Here is a 20,335-nt window from a genome sequence, read left to right as displayed (position 1 = left end):
TCAGGAACATCGGTGTTGGGCCAGTGGGCCTCGTCGCGGGCGAGCTGTGCTCCTACAGGTGCGGTGTGCACCTGCAGGAGCAAAGCTTGCTCGCGAAAACGGCCGTCCAGTCGCCATTGGTTCAGGGTTTATTTAGCCGTCGGCATACTGAACTCGGCGCCTTTGGCGATGCTGTCCGGCCAGCGTTGCATGACACTCTTGTAGCGGCTGTAGAAGCGCACGCCTTCGTCGCCATAGGCGTGATGATCGCCGAACAGCGAGCGCTTCCAGCCACCGAACGAATGCCAGGCCATGGGCACCGGGATCGGCACGTTGATGCCCACCATGCCGACCTTGATGTTGCGTGCGAACGCCCGAGCGATGCCGCCGTCACTGGTGAAGCACGACACGCCGTTACCGAATTCATGAGCGTTGATCAGCTCCACCGCCGTGGCGAAATCAGCCACCCGGACGATGCCCAGCACCGGCCCGAAAATCTCTTCCTTGTAGATGCTCATGTCAGTGCCGACCTTGTCGAACAAGGTCGCGCCGACGAAGAAGCCGTTCTCGGCGCCAGGCACCGTGAAACCACGGCCGTCTACCAGCAACTCGGCGCCTTCTTTCACGCCCTGAGCGATGTAGCCCTCGACTTTGGCCTTGTGCACCGCCGTCACCAGCGGGCCCATGTCACTGTCGGGCTGCATGCCGTTGCCAACCTTGAGCTGGTCGATGCGCGGCAGCAGCTTGGCGATCAGCTTGTCGGCTACGTCACCGACCGCCACCGCGATGGAGATCGCCATGCAGCGCTCCCCCGCCGAACCATAGGCAGCACCGATCAGCGCATCGGCCGCTTGATCGAGGTCGGCGTCGGGCATCACGATCATGTGATTCTTGGCGCCGCCCAGCGCCTGTACACGCTTGCCCCGCTGGCTGGCCTGGGTGTGAATGTATTCAGCGATCGGTGTCGAGCCGACGAAGGAGATCGCCTGGATATCCGGGTGCTGCAGCAGGCCATCGACGGCCAGCTTGTCACCTTGCACCACGCTGAACACGCCATCGGGCAGACCGGCCTGCTTGAGCAGCCGGGCCATCAGCAGGCTGGCCGACGGATCGCGCTCCGAGGGCTTGAGGATGAAGCAGTTACCCGTCACCAGCGCCAGCGGGATCATCCACAGCGGCACCATGACCGGGAAGTTGAAGGGCGTGACCCCGGCGCACACACCCAGAGGCTGGCGCAGATTCCAGTTGTCGATGCCGCCGCCGATGTTGTCGCTGAAATCAGTCTTGAGCAGGCTCGGCGCACCGCAGGCGAATTCGACGATCTCGATGCCGCGCGTGACTTCGCCCTTGGCGTCCAAAAACACCTTGCCGTGTTCGCGGCTGATGATGCCCGCCAGTTCGTCGTGGTGCTGGTCGAGCAGTTCCTTGAACTTGAACATGACCCGCGCGCGGCGCAGCGAGGATTGCTCGGACCACGCCGGGAAGGCCTTGAGCGCCGAGGCCACGGCGGCGTCGACGGTGCCTTGGGTGGCCAGCGCGACGCGGCCCTGGACCTCACCGGTGGCCGGGTTGAAGACATCGCTGAAACGCTCGGTGCCGCTGTGCTGCACCTCGCCGTCGAGGTAGTGACCAATAACCGGGGCAGTGCTCATTTTATTGTTGTCTCCAGTCTGAAGAGTGTGGGGCGCCTGTGCCCGCCAATGGCAGCAGCACCGCAGATCTTGGTTTTACAAATCCATCAACCACGCATGCTGCGGATCGTTATGAAACTGCCAGACCCGCTTGGGCCCGGCCATGACGTTCAAGTAATACGACTCGTAGCCATAAGGCACGCTGACCGGGTGATACCCCTTGGGCACCACCACCAGGTCGCTGTTTTCCACCGCCATGGCCTGATCGATGCTGCGGTCGTCGGTGTACACGCGCTGGAACACGAAGCCCTGCGGCGGATTGATCTGGTGGTAATACGTCTCTTCGAGAAAGCTCTGGTGCGGCAGGTCGTCGGTGTCGTGCTTGTGCGGCGGGTAGCTGGACGAATGCCCGGACGGCGTGCGCACTTCCACCACCAGCAGGGAATGGGCCGGCTCGGTGTCCGGGAGGATGTCGCACACGTAGCGGGTATTGGCGCCCTTGCCACGGACGCTGCGCTTCATGCTGGCCGGCTCGATCAGCCGCGGGCCAAGCCCGGTGTCCTTGGCGCCGGGCGCGGCGCACACGCCGATCTGCACATCGCTCAGCGCGGTAATCTGCGCCTGGCTGCCCGGTGGCAGGTAGGCAGCGAAGGGCGATTTGTCCTCGAACACCGAGCGGCGATCGCCGATGTTGTCCCACTTGAAACCGCCTTGGGGCGCTTCGCCCTTGATATCGACGCGGCCGCTGAGCAGCACCAGGCACAGTTCCTGGTCGCCGGCGCTGACCGGCAGGCTCTCGCCCAGGCTCAAGCGGTAGGCGGCGAAACCGACGTATTCGAGTTCGCCCTGGGGCAGTTGCACCATGGTCTGGCCACGGGCATTGCTTTTGACTAGCAGGCTCATTGGGTAGTCCTCTCATCAAGCAGACGGCGCAGGGTCTGGTAGCCCTTTTGCGCGAAAGCGTAGCTGGGCGCCACGGCCGGATCCTGCTCCGCCTCGACCACCAGCCAGCCTTGGTAGTGATGGGCGAGCAGCTCGTCGAGCAGCTCGCCAAAGTTGATGTCGCCATCGCCAGGCACGGTAAAGGCGCCGTTGACGATGCAGTCCGGGAAGCTCCACAGGTTGTTGCGCGCCAGTTGCACCACGCCCTTGCGCACGTCCTTGAAGTGCACGTGGCAGACTCGATCGATGTGCTTGCGCAGTACCTGCAACGGCTCGCCACCGCCCAGGTAGCAGTGCCCCGAGTCGAACAGCAGGCCGACATCGGTGCTGGTCAGGGCCATCAGCCGGTCGATATCGCTGGGCGACTCGACATAGGCCCCCATGTGGTGATGGTAGGCCAGGCGCACGCCTTGGCTGAGGGTGAAACGCGCCAGTTCGTCGAGTTTGTCGGCGTAGGCCTGCCAGGCCTTGTCGGTATGAAAACGCGGGCGCTCCACCAGCGCAATGCGCTTGCCCTGGATGGCGTCGGCCACTTCGCCATACACCAGCACCTGGGCGCCGTTCTGCGCCATGACTTGCACATGGTTGGCGATGGCGTCGATTTCTTCGGCGGCCGAGCGCTGCGCCAGCAGGCTGGAGTACCAGCCCGACACCAGCGCCAGGTCGTAGGGGCGCAGGACGTCGCCGACCCCCTTGGCGTCCTTGGGGAATTTGCCGTTGAGTTCGAAACCTGCATAGCCGATTTCCTTGCCCTCGCTCAGGGCGGTGCTCAGCGGCGTTTCACCGCCCAGTGCGGGCAGATCGTCGTTACTCCAGGAAATCGGATTGATGCCAATTCGGATAGCGGACATGGCGGTACCTGTTATTTATTCTTGTGTGCGGTTCATGCTGCGGCGGTCGGCGCGCGGATCACTGCCTGCGGGCGTCGCGCCAGGCCTCTATCAACGTCTGGAAGGTGGCCTGCACGCGCTGGATCAGCGCTTCATCGTCGATTTCCCCGACCAGCCAGGCGCGGCTCGGCTCCTGGAAGATTGTGCGGCCCACCGCGAAACCCCGGCAGGTGGTACTGGCGCGAGCATTGCGGAACCCTTCGGCGAGTACGTCGGTCGGCGCGTTGAGGCCCAGCAGCACCACGCCCCGGCAATAGGGGTCGCGCTCCTGGATCAGGGCATCGAGCTGTTCCCACTCGGCCGCGCTCGGCGACTCGATCTTCCACCAGGCCGGGTAGATACCCAGGTTGTAGAGGCGCTTGATCGCCCGATAGAGCACGTCCGGGTAGGTGGACGGGTGATCCTTGGGCGGGATGATCTCCAGCAGCAACTCGTGGCCGCTGACCTGAGAGGCCTCGAAGAGCCCGCGAATCTGCGCTTCCTGCTCAAGGCGCAGCAGCGGCTCGTCGTCCGGGTGGTATTGCACCAGGCACTTGATGATCTGTTCCTTGGGCCAGGCGATCAGGTTGCTGCCGATCGAGCGGCCGTGTTCGAACGCCAGTGGCCGCGAGCCTTGGCGCTCCACCGGGCGCGCCACCCACCAGCCACGGCCAGTCGCGGCGTTGAGGGCGTCCTGGCCGAAGCGCTGATCGGCCAGCAAGCCGACATCGGCATCGATACCGCGCTGAGCGAGGTCGGCTTCGACCCGCTGCACTGCCTGGATGAACAGCATCTTCAACTCGCTGATGCGCTTGCTGTCGGCACCGCCCTGCTGGGCCAGTTCGAACAGCTGGCCACGGTGATCGAAGGCGAAGATGAACAGCTGCTTCCATTGTTTGCGCGGCACACTGACCTGATGCAGGCGCTGCAAGGCGACGTCCTGATCCGGCCGCGTAATGGGCACCGGGCTGTTGAACAGGTATTCAAGCTCGGCCGGGGTCGGCATCGCCGGGGCGCAGGCGTGGCGCGACACCACCAGCCCGCCGCAGGCATTGGCCAACTGGCAGCAGCGAGCATCGCTGGCATCACGCAGCCAGCCGCTGAGAAAGCCCGACATGAAGGCATCGCCGGCGCCCAGCACGTTGAGCACTTCGACCCGCACGCCTGGGTGAATTTCGCCGTCTTCGAGGCGCGCCGGAATGTCGCCGTGGATCACCGTGCAGCCTTGCGGGCCGAGCTTCACGACCAGGGTGGCGGCGGTCAGGCTGCGGACCTTGCGCAGCGAGGTGAGGAGGTCTTCGCTGCCCCCGGCGATGAGAAATTCTTCTTCGGTGCCGACGATCAGGTCGAAACGCGGCAGGATACCCTGCACGTGCTCGCTGACTTTCTGGTCGGCGACGAAGCGTGTCTCACCATCGGCCTTGCCGGCCAGACCCCAGAGCACCGGGCGGTAATCGATATCGAGGACGCGTTTGACGTCGTGCCTGGCGGCGTAGTCGAGCGCGCGGATGCTGGCGTTGTAGACCCGCTCGGTCGAAAAGTGCGTGCCGGTGATCAACAGCGCCTTGCCGGAGGCGATGACGTCTTCGCGCACATCCGCTTCGCACAGGGCCATGTCGGCGCAGTTTTCACGGTAGAACACCAGCGGGAAGGTTTCGCGGTCCTTGAGGCCCAGCAGGACCATGGCGGTGAGGCGCTCGGGGTCGGTCTTGATGCCGCTGACATCGCAGCCTTCGCGCGCCAGCGACTCGACCAGGAAGCGGCCCATGTGGTCGTCGCCGACGCGGCTCAGCATGGCCGACTTCAGCCCCAGACGCGCGGTGCCGAAGGCGATGTTGGCGGACGAGCCACCCAGGTACTTGGCGAAACTGCTGACGTCTTCGAGGCGCGCGCCGACCTGTTGTGCATAGAGGTCGACGCCCAGGCGCCCGAGGCAAATCAAATCCAGTTGTCGCCCACTGGCAAATCGAGTCTGGCCCATGCTGGCTCCTGTTATTTTTATCAGCCTGCGTCGCCCCAGAGTGTGGCAAACGCGTTTGGTGTGAGCGAACTCTAGAACTTCTTTTTGCCGTAATCAATATTTTTTCTATAATTTTTTTACTCGGAAAATTTATTCCATTAACATGCGGAAACATTGTTTTAGTCTGGCTGTAACGCTTCAGCCGAGCGCCTCCTGCCACCCACACACCCGCAGATTTTTCTCGCCGAGAGCCTGTAGACTGGGCGGCAACAGCCAGAAGTCGAACGGACGTCCCAGACCAGCCGACGCGACCACGCCATAAGGATTGCCCATGTCACGCTCCGAACCGCCGGTGACAGCCCCTGATGAAAGCGACACCGCCGTCGCCAGCAGTGCGACCCCGGAAACCGCTGAACAACTGTTGCAGCAGATCAGCCGCGAATACGAAAGCCTGCCGCGTCAGCTCAAACGCATCGCCAGTTACATGACCCAGCAGAGCGACCGCATCATGGTCGACCGCATCAGCGATATTTCCCGTGAATGCGAGGTGCACCCTTCGGCTATCGTGCGCTTTTCGCAGCGCTTCGGGTTCAGTGGCTTCAGCGAGATGCAGGCGTTGTTTCGCGACGCCTATACGCTCAAGACCACCCCGGTGCAGAACTACCAGCAGCGCATTCGCAACCTGATCGACAACAAGTCGGAGAAAGCCAGCGGCGGCGACCTGGCGCGTGAATGCGTGAGCGCTACGCTGTCGGGCATCGAGCGCCTGGGGCTGGAGCTCGACGATGCGGTGTTCGAGAAGGCCGTCGACCTGGTGGTCAATGCCGAGAACATCTATGTGGTGGGCGTGCGCCGGTCGTTCGCGGTGGCCGACTACCTGGTGTACAACCTGCAGCACACCAACAAGCGCATTCATTTGGTGTCCGGGTTGGGCGGCAGTTATCGCGAGCAGATGCGCAGCGTGCGCGCCAACGACCTGGTGATCGCCATTAGCTTCACTCCCTACGGCAAGGAAACCCAGCACTGCCTGCGCATCGCCCAGCATCATCAGGCCAAGACGTTGATCATCACCGACAGCAACCTTTCACCGCTGGCCAAGCGCGCCAACGCGGTGCTGCTGGTGAACGAGGGCAGCTCGTTCGCCTTTCGCTCGTTGAGCGCGACGCTGTGCCTGTGCCAGGCCTTGTTCATTGCCGTGGCGTATCGCTTGGAGTTGAAGGTCGACGAGATTCACGAGCAGATCGGGTTTGAGGATTGAGCACGGTTTGCTGATGAGGGTCTTGCGGCCTTTTCGCCGCCTGACGCGCCCCCCTTGCTCCTATAGTGCCGCATCTTGGCCGTACACCCGTGGGAGCAAAGCTTGCTCGCGAAGGGGCCCGTCCTGCTTGCCCATCACCATGGAATTTCCACAGATGTACGACGCTGCATCTGTACGCAGATGTATGAGCGAGGGAGCGCGTAAGACGGCGAAAAGGCCTCAAGCCCTACCCCAAGCCTAAAGCCCGCGCCAGATACGGCGCCGTGCGGCTGCCTTTGACCTTGGCGACCTGCTGCGGCGTACCCGCCGCCACCAGCTGCCCACCCAGATCCCCTGCCCCCGGGCCGATATCGATCACCCAGTCACTCTGCGCCACCACGCGCATTTCGTGCTCGACCACGATCACCGTGTGCCCGCCGTCTACCAGCGCATTCAACTGCACTAGCAAACGATCGACGTCCAACGGGTGCAGCCCGGTCGTTGGCTCGTCCAGTACATACAACGAGGCACCGCGCTGATTGCGCTGCAATTCGGTGGCCAGCTTGATGCGCTGCGCTTCACCACCGGACAACTCGGTCGCCGGCTGCCCCAACCGCAAGTAGCCCAAGCCGATATCCGCCAGCACTTGCAACGCGCGTAACACCGCCGGTTGTTCGGCGAACACCGCCAAGGCCTGTTCGACGGTCAGCTGTAGCACCTGGGCGATGGTCAGCCCCTGCCAGTGAATGGCCAGCGTCTCGGGGTTGTAACGGGCGCCGTGGCACGTCGGGCATGGCGCATAGACGCTCGGCATGAACAGCAACTCGACGCTGACGAAGCCCTCGCCTTCGCACCCCGGGCAACGGCCTTTGGCGACGTTGAAGGAAAACTGCCCCGCGTCGAAGCCTGCCGCGCGGGCCTCGGCGGTGGCGGCGAACAGCTTGCGCACGTTATCGAACAGCCCGGTGTAGGTGGCCAGATTGGAGCGCGGGGTGCGGCCAATGGGTTTCTGATCCACCTGCACCAGCCGCTTGATGTGCTCCAGGCCGCGAGTCACCCGGCCTTCGCTGCTTTGCGGGGTGTCGTCTTCGAGGTTGAGTTCCTGCGGCTCGCGGCTGTCACTGGATTGGCCGCTATGTGGACCTAAATGTGCGCCCACCAGCTCGAGCAAGGCCTGACTCACCAGGCTGGATTTGCCCGAGCCGGAAATCCCCGTGACCGCGGTAAAACAGCCCAATGGGAATTCCGCACTCAGGTCGCGCAGGTTGTTACGCGTCACCCCTTCGAGACGCAACCAGCCTTGCGGCTCGCGCCGTGCCTCGGCCTTGGGGCTGTGGTCGTCGAACAGGTACGAACGGGTCTGCGAGGCCTTTATCTTCGCCAGGCCCGCGGGCGGCCCGCTGTACAGCACCTGCCCGCCGCGCTCCCCGGCTGCCGGGCCGACATCGATCAACCAGTCGGCGCGGCGCATGATCTCGGTGTCGTGCTCGACCACGAACAACGAGTTGCCAGCCGCCTGGAGTTTCTGCAAGGCCGTGTACAGCGCTTCGCCATCGGCCGGGTGCAAGCCGGCGGAGGGCTCATCGAGCACGTAGATGACGCCGAACAGTTGCGAATTGAGCTGCGTGGCCAGGCGCAGGCGCTGCAACTCGCCCGACGACAGGCTCGGCGTGCTGCGCTCCAGCGCCAGATAGCCCAGGCCCAGATCGGTCAGGGCCTGCACCCGCTCGAGCAGATCCTGGGCGATGCGCTGGGCGGCCAGGCGTTTTTCCACGGTGAAGGATGAATCGTTGTGAGCATGATTATGGCCTTCGCGGTTCTGCGCCACCGGCTCCAGCAGCTCGCCCAATTGCAGCAGCGGCAGGCGTGACAGCTCGCCGATATCGACACCCGCGAAGGTCACCGACAGGGCTTCGCGCTTGAGGCGCTTGCCGTCGCACAGCGGGCAGGCGCTGCCGATCATGTACTGGCTGACGCGTTTTTTCATCAGCGCGCTTTGCGAGTGGGTGAAGGTGTGCAGGATGTAGCGCCGCGCACCGGTGAAAGTGCCCTGGTAGCTCGGCTCGGCCTTGCGCTTGAGGGCGGTGCGGGTCTGCGCCGGAGTCAGGCCGGCGTAAACTGGTACCGTCGGGTGTTCCTCGGTGAACAGAATCCAGTCGCGTTGCTCCTGTGGCAGGTCGCGCCACGGCACATCGACGTCATAGCCCAGGGTCACGAGGATGTCGCGCAGGTTCTGCCCCTGCCAGGCCAGCGGCCAGGCGGCGATGGCGCGCTCGCGGATGGTCAGCGACGGATCCGGGACCATGGTCGCTTCGGTGACTTCATAGACCCGCCCCAGGCCATGGCATTCAGGGCACGCACCCTGAGGCAGGTTAGGCGAGAAGTCTTCGGCATAGAGCATCGCCTGGCCCGGCGGGTAATGCCCGGCACGGGAATAGAGCATGCGCACCAGGCTCGACAGCGTGGTCACGCTGCCCACCGACGAGCGCGTGCTTGGCGTACCGCGCTGCTGTTGCAGGGCCACGGCCGGTGGCAAGCCATCGATGGCGTCGACGTCGGGCACCCCGACCTGGTCGATCAGGCGCCTCGCGTAGGGCGCAACTGACTCGAAGTAGCGCCGCTGCGCTTCGGCATAGACCGTCGAAAACGCCAACGACGACTTGCCAGAGCCCGACACGCCGGTGAACACCACCAAGGCATCGCGGGGGATGTCGACATCGACATTCTTGAGATTGTGCTCGCGGGCGCCGCGAACCTTGACGAAGCCCGAGCTGCCGGGCAGTGCTTGAGGAGGTGTTACAGAGTTGTGCTTGGATGCCATGGGTTCCGCCCGTTAAAGAATGATCAAATCCAGCCCTGCGACTTTCAGGCCGGGGGCGGGAACTCCCCTTGGCGCCCCCGCTCGAGCAATCGTTGGCGCACGGCTTGTTCGATCTGCGCATTGTCAGCCATCGGCCCGCTGCGGATGTAGATGCGCCGCAGGTTCTGTTCGTGGGTGCCTTCACTCATCATTTCATGGCTGACCACTTGGGTTGCGCGCCACAGACAACGCTGGGGCTCAGCCAGCCAGATCTCGGTGCAGGCATCAGACTCGCCACGTTCAAGGCCGACCAGGTCGGTGTACAAGATTTCCATCAGGGCTCTCCTGGGCTTCACTTGTCTGTTGGAAAGCGGCCAACCTGATTCGGTTCAGCGCAATACGTGCCACTCCCCGATCTTCTGGCGTCCAAGCTAGCGGTTCGCCAGTATTGTGCGGTACTGCTACTGTCAGACGCGCGCCATGTGCAGACATGCACTACTTTGAGCCAAGCACTGTTGCAGTGCCACCGCTGCCCCGACCACCTGCCCACAAGGATCAAGATGCTCGCCTTTATTCTTTATTCCGTGCTCACCGGCATCGCCGCCACTGCCCTGCTGGACATCTGGGCACAGTTGCTCAAAGCCGTGTTCAAACTGCCGACGCCGCCTTGGCACCTGGTCGGTCGCTGGTTTGCCGGCATGCCCCAGGGCACCTTCGTGCATCGACAAGGCATCGGGCAGTCGCCCGCCGTCGCCAACGAGCTGCGCATCGGCTGGATCATGCATTACGCGGTGGGGATCATCTTCGCTGCCGCACTGCTGTTGATCTGGGGCGTGCAATGGGTGCATGCGCCCACGTTCACACCAGCGTTGATCGTCGGCCTGGTCACCGTCGGTGCCGGCTGGTTCATTCTGCAGCCGGGCATGGGCGTCGGCGTGGCCTGTTCGAAAGCGCCCAATCCGAATTTCGCGCGCGCGCTGAACGTGATCGGCCATGTGGTGTTCGCGATAGGTCTATTTGTAAGCGCACTAATAGTTGGCTGACCCTCTGCCTCTCTTCAGTGAATGACCAACCCGCCGATAAAAGGGGGTCGGGTACCGAATACGGATGTCGCCATGCTTGCCAGCAGTTACAACAGCCTTTATGTGGTCTTTTCCCTGATCGTCGCGATCATTGCCTCCTATACCGCGCTGAACATGGCCGGGCGAGTGTCCCGCACTCAAGGCACGGCTTCGGTGTTGTGGCTGATGGGTGGCTCATTCGCCATGGGGCTGGGTGTGTGGTCGATGCACTTTATCGGCATGCTCGCCTTCAGGCTGCCCATCGCCCTGGGCTACGACTTGACGCTCACCGGGCTGTCGCTGCTGATCGCCATCGCTTCGTCGGCGTTTGCCCTGTGGCTGGTGTGCCAGAAGGACCTGCCCCTGGCACGTCTGGCGGGTGGCGCGGTGTTGATGGGCATCGGTATTGCCGCCATGCATTACACCGGTATGCATGCGCTGTTGATGAGCCCTGATGTGCAGTACATTCAGTCCCTGTTCGCGCTGTCTGTGGTGATCGCCATCCTTGCCTCGGGTGCGGCGTTGTGGATTGCGTTTCACCTGCGCGGCGAAGGCAAAAACATCACGTTGTTGCGTTTTCTGGCCTCGCTGATCATGGGCGTGGCGATCGTCGGCATGCACTACACCGGCATGGCCGCTGCGCAGTTCCCGGTCGGCAGCATTTGCGGCGCTGCCGGCGACGGCATCGACAGCAAATGGCTGGTGGTGCTGGTGATCGTGGTGACCCTGGCGGTGTGCGCCATCGCCTTGATCGTGTCGATGCTCGACGCGCGCACCAGCCTGCTGGCGACCTCGCTGGATCGCGCCAACAGCGAACTGGTGCAACTGGCACTGCACGACAACCTGACGCGCTTGCCCAACCGTATCTTGCTCAACGACCGCCTGGACCAGGCTATTCACAAGGCAGTGCGGCAGAAGAGCCATTTTGCCGTGCTGTTCATGGATCTGGACGGCTTCAAGGCAGTCAACGACGTCTATGGCCATCACACGGGTGACTTGCTGCTGGTCGAGGTGGCAAAACGCATTCAGAACGCTAAACGCGGCGAGGATACCGTGGCGCGTCTGGGCGGCGACGAATTCGTGGTGCTGATCGATCCGGGCGAGCCGGAAGACGCTGCCGTCCTGGCCCAACGCTTGGTCGAGAGCATTCATTCGCCCTACGTCATCGGCCGTCAGACCGTGCACGTGTCCACCAGTATCGGCATCGCCATATTCCCCCAGGACGGCGATACCAATCATGAGCTGATGATCAACGCCGACGCTGCCATGTACCATGCCAAGGAGCAAGGCCGCGACTGCTACTGCTTCTTCGAGAGCGCCATGAACGTCAACGCGCACCAGCAATTGCAGTTGCAACAGGACCTGCGCAAGGCCCTCGATCAACATGAATTCCTGCTGCACTTCCAACCCAAGATGGTCGCGCCCGATGGCCCGATGACCGGCGTCGAGGCCCTGTTGCGCTGGGAACGGCCGGGTGAAGGGTTGGTGCCGCCGGACCGCTTCCTGCCATTGGCCGAGCGCACCGGGCTGATCGGCAACTGGGTGATCAATGAAGCCTGCAGACAGATGAGCGAGTGGCATGCTCGGGGTCATGGCGCCTGGAACATTGCGGTCAATCTATCGACCGTGCAGTTGGCGCATCCGGGGCTGGTCGAGGTGGTGCGCGATGCCTTGCTGAGCAACGGCCTGCCGGCTCGCTTCCTGACTCTGGAAGTGACCGAGTCCACCGCCATGCGCGATGCAGAGGCGGCGCTGATCGTGCTCGATCAGCTGGCCGCGCTGGGGGTCAGCATCTCCATCGATGACTTCGGTACCGGTTATTCGAGCCTGCTGTACCTCAAGCGTCTACCGGCCAATGAACTGAAGATCGACCGCGGCTTCGTCACCGAACTGGCGCAAGACAATGACGATGCCGCCATCGTTTCGGCGATCATCGCACTGGGCAAGACGCTGGGGCTGAGGATTGTCGCCGAAGGGGTGGAGACTGCGGAGCAGCAGGAAATGCTCACGCAATTGGGCTGCACGACCTTGCAAGGCTATCTGCTGGGCAGGCCGATGTCGGCGCAGCGGTTACTGGAGAGCGTGCAGCAGGGGGCATGACGCAAGGTAACGGTAATAACTAAGGGCCCCTTCGCCGCCGAACATGCAGGCGGCGTCAATGCATAACGTGAAAGATCAGGGATTGCGCGCGATATGCTCCGGTTGCAGCACGCGCTTGGCATCGCGATAAGTGCGGGCCCAGTACGGATTGTTCAGGTAATCGAGACGCACCGTGCCGCCCGTGGCCGGTGCATGGACGAAGCGCCCCTCCCCCACGTAGATGCCGGCATGGCTCACCTGCGAGCCTTCGGTGGCGAAAAACACCAGATCCCCCGACTGCAACGAGGCCTTGTCGACCTGCGGTGCGCGCATGCCCACCAGGTCGCGGGTGGTACGCGGCAGGGCGATATGGGCCGCATCGCGGTAGACGAAGCCGATCAGGCCACTGCAATCGAAACCCGAATCAGGGGTATTGCCGCCCCAACGATAAGGCGTGCCTACCAGCCCGAGTGCGCGGAACAACACGTCATCTGCGGCAGGAGCGAATTCTGTGGGGTAGGTTATGACCGGCTGTTGAACCACACGCGGCGCAGAGGGCGGCGGCGCACTGGCGCAGGCACCCAACAAGGCAATCACCAGCAACAGCGAGAAACGGGCGCAATACGACATAGCAGAACATCCTGATCCAACTGCCGAAGAAAACAGCTCGAAGCCTGAAACCTGAAAACACGTAAGCGACGAAGGTAGTCAGCCCCGTCGCTCGTTGGTATTGCCTGTGTTAACAGCCGTGATTTATTTGCGCGAAATCACGGTAGTCGGCGCCATCGCCAAGGCGCGTTTGGCCTCGATGAAGGTCTTGCTCCAGTAGGCGTCGTCGAGGCTGTCGATACGGACGCCGCCGCTGCGATGACTGCTGGAGTGGATGAACTGATCGTCGCCCAGGTAGATCGCGGCATGGCTGACACGGCCACGCCCGCGGGTGCTGAAGAACAGCAGATCGCCCGGCTTGAGGCTGTTGCGCGCTACCAGCGGCGCCTTGACGTTGATCATTTCGCGCGTGGAACGCGGCAAGGTCATGCCGGCCTCTTCACGAAACAGATAACCGATGAAACCGCTGCAATCGAAGCCTTTTTCGGTAGAACCACCTGTGCGGTAGCGAGTACCGATCAGCGATTTGCCGCGTTCCAGGATACTGTCAGCCAAGGCTGGCATCTGGTAGGCGTTGTTGCTGGAGAAACGCGCCAGTTCGTTCTCGGTGGCGATTTCGTCTTCGAATACGGAGGAAGCGTTGGCGGAAGCGATCGAGCTGCTGCGGCCGTGGCCTTGAGTCTGGGACTGCGCGTGGATTGAAGATTGCGCGATGACTGGATCTGTAACCTGCTGTTGCGACACCGGTGACTGGGCGGCGCAACCTGCGAGCAGGGTAACAAGTGCAATGGGCACGAGGGGTGCTAAGCGAGCAAGCATGGGCACGACCGTGGGTAAGAAAATTAAGAAGTGGCGATATTGCCTTTTATCGTCGTCATTTGCAAATTCAATCGAACATTTTGTGACTCAACGGTTTCGCGGTGACATCTAACCCGCCTGCCCACAGCCCATACCTCGCGCAAAGCCGCAGAAACACTGGCCATTGACTTGATATGACTGACGAAATCACCAAGCGTCGAGGCGCCAATACCTATTCGGGTTTTGACGTCAATCCATTGAAAACGCTCTACGTCGCGGTTTCACCGCAAAGGTCCATAGATTGTTTGAATCGATGGGCGCGCAAAAAACTTCTAAGAAACGGGTTTGTCAGGGGGAAACGCCAGAAAAACGGTAACAGCAGCCTAGTGGCTCCTTGACATAAAGCAAGGTCCAGGCCAACTCTCGGGGTGACGACGAATTTCCTCGACATGGCGCCGTTACCAGCCCAGTGTTTCCTTGAGGAAGGGGATGGTCAGCTTGCGCTGCGCTTGCAGGGATGCCTGGTCCAGCCGTTCGAGCAGGTCGAACAGCGCACTCATGCTGCGGGTGCCGCGGGTGAGGATGAAGTGCCCGACTTCGTCAGTCAGGTGCAGGCCGCGACGTGAAGCGCGCAGTTGTAGGGCACGCAATTTGTCTTCGTCCGACAATGGGCGCATCTGGAAAATCAACGCAAGGGTTAGGCGCGACTTGAGGTCAGCCAGCTTTACCGGCAATTCGCGCGGCGAATGGGACGCCGCGATGAGCAAGCGCCGACCGCTGTCACGCAGGCGATTGAACAGATGGAACAGCGCCTCTTCCCAATCGGCGCGGCCCGCTACCGCTTGCAGGTCATCGAGGCAGACCAGCTCGTATTGCTCCAGGTTGTCGAGCAGCTCGACGCCGCGGTCCATCAGTTGCGCCAGCGGCAGGTAAACCGCCGGCTCGCCCATTTGCTCGAAGCGCAAGCACGCGGCCTGCAACAGATGAGTGCGCCCTACCCCATGCTTGCCCCACAAGTAGATGAGGCTTTCGGTCCAGCCGGCATCGGCCTCGCATAAACGCTCGACATAGCCGAGGGCTGCCGCGTTGGCACCTGGGTAGTAATTGACAAAGGTGGCGTCGTCGCGCAGACGCACACCCAAGGGCAGCTGAATCGGTTTCATGCTGGCTGAACGGCTCTGGCGAGCCGCAAAGGGCCTCTGGATGAAGTGGGCAAAGTCTATACCCCTCGCGCTAGACGCACAATGCGGCAGACCACAAGCAAAATCAAAGGTTTGCGAGAGCAGCTCACCCCTTCAGGCTTTATAGCTCAGGGTCTTCACCGCCACCGTAGATGTCCGACTCTTTATAGAGGTCGTGGACGTGACGCACCAGCACCATGATCACTGCGGCGACCGGCAAGGCCAGTAATACTCCAGTGAAGCCGAACAATTCACCCCCAGCAAGGATGGCGAAGATCACCGCCACCGGATGCAGCCCGATGCGATCGCCTACCAGCAATGGCGTCAGGACCATGCCTTCAAGCAGCTGACCGACCATGAACACCGCAGCGATACCGGCCATGTGGGTCGGGTCGAGGCCAAACTGGAACAGCCCAGCGATGATTGCCGAACCGATGCCGATGATGAAGCCCATGTACGGCACGATCGCCGCCAGACCCGCCACCATACCGATCAACAGGCCCAGGTCGAGACCGACCAGCATCAGGCCACCCGCATAGATGAAGCCCAGCGCAACCATCACCAGCAATTGGCCGCGAATGAACGCCCCCAGCACCTCGTGACACTCGCCAGCCAGATTGACGACTTGATCTTCGCGATGGCGTGGCAGCAGGCTGCGGATCTTGGCCATCATCACATCCCAGTCACGCAGCAGATAGAAGCCCACTACCGGGATCAGTACAAGGTTGGTCAGCCAGCCGATCAGCGCCAGGGTGGAGGTGGTGGCTTGCGCCAGTACCACGCCGACGATGTCGCCAGTCTGGCCCATGTGCTCGGAAATGGCCGCTTTGATCTTGTCGAACTTCCAGAAGCCGTCACTCAGGCCGACATGGGATTGCACCCACGGCAAGGCGGTCTGCTGCAGCCAGTCAAGCATCTGTGGCGCGAGCTGGTAGAGGCTGATCAACTGTTTGGCCAGCATCGGCACCAGGACTGCCAGGGCGATGACGACGATCAAAGTAAAGAAGGCGAACACCACTACCACGCTGAGGGTGCGCGACAGCTTGAGCTTTTCAAGCCGATCGGCCAACGGGTCGCCCATGTAGGCGAGCAGGATGGCAATCAGGAATGGCGTAAGAATAGGGTGCAACAGGTAGACGAAGGCACACAGCAGCAGCACCGCACCTAACCAGAACCAGCGACGCATGTCGGTCATTTGTATTTCCATTTGTTCATCAAAGGTCGAGCAAGCCCGCACTCACAGGGGGATGTAGTCAATAGTGAAAGTGCAGGTCGTTCGCGGACGCCGCCGGAGCTACTGGAGCGGGCGCCGCGGGTGGCACTGGCGCGGCAACCGGGACTGGCGCCGCAGGCTGCACTTCATGCAACTTGGCCAAGGTCATCTGCGAACGAATCTGGTCGGCACTGGCGGTAACCTTATAGGTCACACTGTCGCCATTGACGCTCTTGATCTGCCCGCCAAAAGGCTCGAGCAGGCGGCCCATCTCGGCGTAATGATCAAGGGTCATGCCGCCGATCTCCACGGTCAGGTCGGCCGAGGCTCCGGGCTTGGCTACGTAGCGCGGCGCCAGGCGCTCGCTCACCGCCAGCATCACCGCATCGGCCAACGTGGCCTGATCGGCGCCTTCGCTGGTGCCCAGCTCCTTCTGCCCGCCCAGCCACAGCCGCCATTTGGCCTGCCATTTGTCGCCGTTCTGGCTGGCATGCACCGCCAGCAGGGCATCGGCACCGTAGCGCTCGGAGGCGCTTTGCAGCGGCGCAGGATCGGTGCCTTCGAGATTCTTCGCGGTGCCGACCAATTGCTCGCTAAGGTCGGCCAGCGGCAGACGCAACGGCAGGCCACGGTGGCGGGCTGCGGTACGCAGCGGTTGTGCCGTGGCCTGGCCATCGCCGACCAGGCTGGCGCCGTCGGTGTTTTCGTTGAGCCACCAGCCGAGAATCACCGGCCGGTTGTTGCCCCACATCGCCAGCCCGGCGCCGCGCAGGGCCTTGTCGGTGCTGACGGGGTCGAAATCGACTTGCAGGGATTGCGGCGGGCCGGCGTCGTAGCCGTACTGGCTGATGATCTGCTGGGTATCGCCTTTTACCGAAGCCAGCCCCGGGCTGTTGATGGCCTTGGGATCGCCGGTCAGGCGCAGCACCAGGGTTTCGAGGGCACGCTGGATGGCCTGGGTGCGCTCATCCGGGGTCTGGCTAGCGACGGGTTCCTGGACCTGATACAGGTTGGCAACCACCTCGGCATGGCTGGACAGACTCAATACGGATAGACAGCTGGCAAACAGATAGTGGTGCAGACGCATGAAGGATTCCCGACGGGCAGAAGCGGACTGTGCTTTGTGACCACACTTTCCCGCAATTCATTCAGCTAGCCAATAAAAGAATTCGTAAACCTTGTGTCCACCCCATCGCTGCAGTGGCCCGCGGGGAAAATAATCCACCCCTGCCGTCGGCCTGAGGATGGCCGCTAACCGGCAAGCCTGATAAAATCGCGCGCCTTCGCAGACCGACGATGACCCGAGCCGGCCCGTTTGCGCCTCGTGCGCACAAGGCCCCTTTGCCCGTCGCGGTCGTATTCCCGAATCCCTCCCTCTAAAAAGGCCTGGATCATGAGCAAGCAACCCTCCCTGAGCTACAAGGACGCCGGTGTAGACATCGACGCCGGCGAAGCATTGGTCGAACGCATCAAAGGCGTCGCCAAGCGCACCGCGCGCCCCGAAGTCATGGGCGGCCTGGGCGGTTTTGGCGCCCTCTGTGAAATCCCGGCCGGCTACAAGCAGCCCGTACTGGTCTCCGGTACCGACGGCGTCGGCACCAAGCTGCGCCTGGCGCTGAACCTCAACCGCCACGACACCATCGGCATCGATCTGGTGGCCATGTGCGTCAACGACCTGGTGGTCTGCGGTGCCGAGCCGCTGTTCTTCCTCGACTACTACGCCACCGGCAAGCTCAATGTCGACACCGCCGCTGACGTAGTTACCGGCATTGGCGCTGGTTGCGAACTGGCGGGCTGCTCGCTGGTAGGCGGCGAAACCGCCGAAATGCCTGGCATGTACGAAGGCGAAGACTACGACCTGGCCGGCTTCTGCGTCGGTGTCGTGGAAAAGGCCGAGATCATTGACGGCTCCAAGGTCGCCGCTGGCGACGCGCTGATCGCCCTGCCATCGTCCGGCCCGCACTCCAACGGTTACTCGCTGATCCGCAAGATCATCGAAGTCGCCGGCGCCGACATCGAGAGCCTCCAGCTCGACGGCAAGCCGCTGACCGACCTGCTGATGGCGCCAACGCGCATCTACGTCAAGCAACTGCTGCAACTGATCAAGGACACCGGCGCGGTCAAGGCCATGGCCCACATCACTGGCGGCGGTCTGCTGGACAATATCCCGCGCGTGCTGCCAAAGGGCGCCCAGGCCGTGGTCGACGTGGCCAGCTGGCAGCGTCCGGCGGTATTCGACTGGCTGCAGCAGCAGGGCAACGTCGATGAGCACGAGATGCACCGCGTGCTCAACTGCGGCGTCGGCATGGTCATCTGCGTGGCCCAGGCCGATGTCGAAAAATCCCTGGCCAGCCTGCGCGCTGCAGGCGAACAGCCATGGGTCATCGGCGAAATCGGCATTGCTGCCGAAGGCGCTGCGCAGGTCGAGCTGAAGAACGTCAAGGCTCACTGATGCCGGCAACCTGCAACGTTGTGGTGCTGCTGTCAGGCACCGGCAGCAACCTGCAAGCCCTGATCGACAGCATCGGGCTCGCATCGGATGCGGCTCACCCGGCACGCATCAGCGCGGTGATTTCCAACCGCGCCGATGCCCTCGGCCTGCAGCGCGCCCGCGATGCAGGTATCGCCGCGCGGGTGCTGGAGCACACCGGTTTCGAGGGTCGCGAGGCCTTCGACGCCGCCCTGGTAGCGCTGATCGACAGTTTCGATGCCGATCTGGTTGTGCTGGCCGGCTTCATGCGCATCCTCAGCCCGGCCTTCGTGCGGCACTATCAGGGCCGCCTGCTCAACATCCACCCTTCCCTGCTGCCCAAGTACAAGGGCCTGCACACTCACCAACGGGCGCTCGATGCCGGCGATGCCGAGCATGGCTGCAGCGTGCACTTCGTCACCGAGGAACTCGATGGCGGACCGTTGGTCGTACAGGCCGTAGTGCCGGTCGCCGCGCACGATACGCCGCAATCACTGGCGCAACGCGTGCACGCCCAGGAACATCAGATTTACCCGCTGGCCATACGCTGGTTTGCCGAGGGCCGATTGTGCCTCGACGAACAGGGTGCCATGCTTGACGGCAAGCGCCTTCCGGCCAGTGGTCATTCGATTCGACTTTAGGAGATTCTATGCGTCGCGCTCTGCTGCTCGCTCTTGCATTGTTCACGCTGCCGGCTGTTCAGGCCGCAGACCTCAAGCCCTTCTCCGCCAGCTACACCGCCGACTGGAAGCAACTGCCCATGAGCGGCACGGCGTCTCGCGAGCTCAAGTCCAACGGTGACGGCACCTGGACCCTCAACTTCCAGGCGTCGATGATGATCGCCAATCTCAACGAAAGCAGCGTCATCAAGTTGGACAAGGACGCCCTGCTGCCGCAAAGCTATCACTTCGAACGCGGGGGCCTGGGCAAGGCCAAGAAGACCGATCTGGACTTCGACTGGAGCACCAAGACGGTCACCGGCACCGATCGCGGCGACGCCGTGAAGGTTACGCTCAATGCCGGCATGCTCGACAAGTCGACCTACCAGCTGGCGCTGCAGCGTGACGTTGCTGCGGGCAAAAAGGCCATGAATTACCAAGTGGTCGATGGCGGCGACGTCGACACCTATGATTTCCGCGTGCTAGGCACCGAGAAGGTCGCGACTGAAGCCGGTCAGGTTGACGCCGTGAAGGTCGAGCGCGTGCGCGATCCGACACAGAATCAGCGCACTACCGTGTTGTGGTTCGCCAAGGACTGGAACTACCTGCTGGTGCGCCTGCAACAGGTTGAAAAGGACGGCAAGGAATACAACATCATGCTCAAGGAAGGCACGGTGGACGGCAAGACTGTTAAAGGCAGCTAAGCCTGCCCCTGCTGATCAAACCCCGCCAGCTGCGGGGTTTTTTATTGTCGGAAGACGGGCCATCGCGTTCACTTGCGAACTATGAATTTTCTTTCATGTTCGATTTTTACCTGCGACAAAACGCCACAGACCTTGAATCATGC

The 20,335-nt window shown here is 62.4% G+C and carries 18 protein-coding genes; 6 read left to right on the top strand and 12 right to left on the bottom strand.

Annotated elements, in window-relative coordinates; genetic code table 11:
- Positions 1 to 128: 128 nt before the first annotated feature.
- The 5 genes from LIX93_RS08080 to LIX93_RS29555 all read right to left on the bottom strand — a co-directional run bounded on the left by LIX93_RS08080 (position 129) and on the right by LIX93_RS29555 (position 5,714).
- Positions 129 to 1,631: a CoA-acylating methylmalonate-semialdehyde dehydrogenase gene (locus LIX93_RS08080; RefSeq protein WP_226503480.1), complete on the bottom strand. Its 1,503-nt coding sequence runs from the start codon at positions 1,629 to 1,631 to the stop codon at positions 129 to 131.
- Between the two features lie 75 nt (positions 1,632 to 1,706).
- Positions 1,707 to 2,513, bottom strand: coding sequence for a 5-deoxy-glucuronate isomerase (gene iolB / locus LIX93_RS08075; protein WP_226503479.1), 807 nt, complete (start codon positions 2,511 to 2,513; stop codon positions 1,707 to 1,709).
- Positions 2,510 to 3,403 (bottom strand): myo-inosose-2 dehydratase, encoded by an 894-nt coding sequence (gene iolE / locus LIX93_RS08070; RefSeq protein WP_226503478.1) that lies wholly within the window; start codon positions 3,401 to 3,403, stop codon positions 2,510 to 2,512. Before iolE ends, iolB begins: the two co-directional genes overlap by 4 nt.
- Positions 3,404 to 3,461: 58 nt before the next feature.
- Positions 3,462 to 5,402 (bottom strand): 5-dehydro-2-deoxygluconokinase, encoded by a 1,941-nt coding sequence (gene iolC / locus LIX93_RS08065; RefSeq protein ID WP_226503477.1) that lies wholly within the window; start codon positions 5,400 to 5,402, stop codon positions 3,462 to 3,464.
- Between the two features lie 177 nt (positions 5,403 to 5,579).
- The gene (locus LIX93_RS29555) at positions 5,580 to 5,714 is read right to left on the bottom strand and encodes a hypothetical protein (RefSeq protein WP_260524677.1); all 135 of its coding nucleotides are present in this window, start codon (positions 5,712 to 5,714) and stop codon (positions 5,580 to 5,582) included.
- On the opposite strand from LIX93_RS29555, the gene LIX93_RS08060 reads away from it, so the two are divergent.
- Complete coding sequence (locus LIX93_RS08060) at positions 5,713 to 6,639, top strand: MurR/RpiR family transcriptional regulator (protein ID WP_226503476.1); 927 nt, start codon at positions 5,713 to 5,715, stop codon at positions 6,637 to 6,639. The genes LIX93_RS29555 and LIX93_RS08060 overlap by 2 nt on opposite strands.
- Positions 6,640 to 6,865: 226 nt before the next feature.
- On the opposite strand, the gene LIX93_RS08055 is transcribed toward LIX93_RS08060, so the two are convergent.
- A complete protein-coding gene (locus tag LIX93_RS08055; RefSeq protein WP_226503475.1) occupies positions 6,866 to 9,439 on the bottom strand; it encodes an excinuclease ABC subunit UvrA in 2,574 nt (857 codons plus the stop codon).
- Between the two features lie 44 nt (positions 9,440 to 9,483).
- Complete coding sequence (locus LIX93_RS08050; protein ID WP_226503474.1) at positions 9,484 to 9,753, bottom strand: hypothetical protein; 270 nt, start codon at positions 9,751 to 9,753, stop codon at positions 9,484 to 9,486.
- A 225-nt stretch (positions 9,754 to 9,978) separates the two neighbouring features.
- On the opposite strand from LIX93_RS08050, the gene LIX93_RS08045 reads away from it, so the two are divergent.
- Positions 9,979 to 10,461 (top strand): DUF2938 domain-containing protein, encoded by a 483-nt coding sequence (locus LIX93_RS08045; protein ID WP_226503473.1) that lies wholly within the window; start codon positions 9,979 to 9,981, stop codon positions 10,459 to 10,461.
- A gap of 72 nt (positions 10,462 to 10,533) precedes the next feature.
- Positions 10,534 to 12,579 (top strand): bifunctional diguanylate cyclase/phosphodiesterase, encoded by a 2,046-nt coding sequence (locus LIX93_RS08040; RefSeq protein WP_226503472.1) that lies wholly within the window; start codon positions 10,534 to 10,536, stop codon positions 12,577 to 12,579.
- A gap of 75 nt (positions 12,580 to 12,654) precedes the next feature.
- Here the strand turns inward: LIX93_RS08040 and LIX93_RS08035 are convergent, their stop codons facing one another.
- From LIX93_RS08035 to LIX93_RS08015, 5 genes are all read right to left on the bottom strand, one after another.
- The gene (locus LIX93_RS08035) at positions 12,655 to 13,188 is read right to left on the bottom strand and encodes a C40 family peptidase (protein WP_226503471.1); all 534 of its coding nucleotides are present in this window, start codon (positions 13,186 to 13,188) and stop codon (positions 12,655 to 12,657) included.
- Between the two features lie 123 nt (positions 13,189 to 13,311).
- On the bottom strand, positions 13,312 to 13,986 hold the full coding sequence (locus LIX93_RS08030) for an NlpC/P60 family protein (RefSeq protein WP_226503470.1): 675 nt from the start codon (positions 13,984 to 13,986) through the stop codon (positions 13,312 to 13,314).
- 437 nt (positions 13,987 to 14,423) lie between these two features.
- Entirely contained in the window at positions 14,424 to 15,128 is a 705-nt protein-coding gene (gene hda, locus LIX93_RS08025; protein WP_226503469.1) for a DnaA regulatory inactivator Hda, read from the bottom strand.
- 139 nt (positions 15,129 to 15,267) lie between these two features.
- Positions 15,268 to 16,341, bottom strand: coding sequence for an AI-2E family transporter (locus LIX93_RS08020; protein WP_226503468.1), 1,074 nt, complete (start codon positions 16,339 to 16,341; stop codon positions 15,268 to 15,270).
- Between the two features lie 58 nt (positions 16,342 to 16,399).
- Positions 16,400 to 17,446 carry a DUF2066 domain-containing protein gene (locus LIX93_RS08015; protein ID WP_226503467.1) on the bottom strand — a complete coding sequence of 349 codons (1,047 nt, stop codon included), beginning with the start codon at positions 17,444 to 17,446 and terminating at the stop codon, positions 16,400 to 16,402.
- Positions 17,447 to 17,752: 306 nt separating this feature from the next.
- On the opposite strand from LIX93_RS08015, the gene purM reads away from it, so the two are divergent.
- Genes purM through LIX93_RS08000 form a run of 3 tightly spaced genes read left to right on the top strand, consistent with a single transcriptional unit; the run spans position 17,753 to position 20,192 of the window.
- Positions 17,753 to 18,811: a phosphoribosylformylglycinamidine cyclo-ligase gene (purM, locus tag LIX93_RS08010; RefSeq protein WP_226503466.1), complete on the top strand. Its 1,059-nt coding sequence runs from the start codon at positions 17,753 to 17,755 to the stop codon at positions 18,809 to 18,811.
- Positions 18,811 to 19,470 carry a phosphoribosylglycinamide formyltransferase gene (purN, locus tag LIX93_RS08005; protein WP_226503465.1) on the top strand — a complete coding sequence of 220 codons (660 nt, stop codon included), beginning with the start codon at positions 18,811 to 18,813 and terminating at the stop codon, positions 19,468 to 19,470. The genes purM and purN overlap by 1 nt, the downstream gene beginning before the upstream one ends.
- Before the next feature lie 8 nt (positions 19,471 to 19,478).
- Complete coding sequence (locus LIX93_RS08000; protein WP_226503464.1) at positions 19,479 to 20,192, top strand: DUF3108 domain-containing protein; 714 nt, start codon at positions 19,479 to 19,481, stop codon at positions 20,190 to 20,192.
- Positions 20,193 to 20,335 lie beyond the last annotated feature (143 nt).

It is taken from the genome of Pseudomonas sp. MWU16-30317, from assembly GCF_020515695.1.
In the GTDB taxonomy this organism is placed as follows: Bacteria; Pseudomonadota; Gammaproteobacteria; order Pseudomonadales; family Pseudomonadaceae; genus Aquipseudomonas.
Note: the sequence above shows the minus strand (reverse complement) of the source record. Positions and strands in the feature narration are given on the sequence as shown.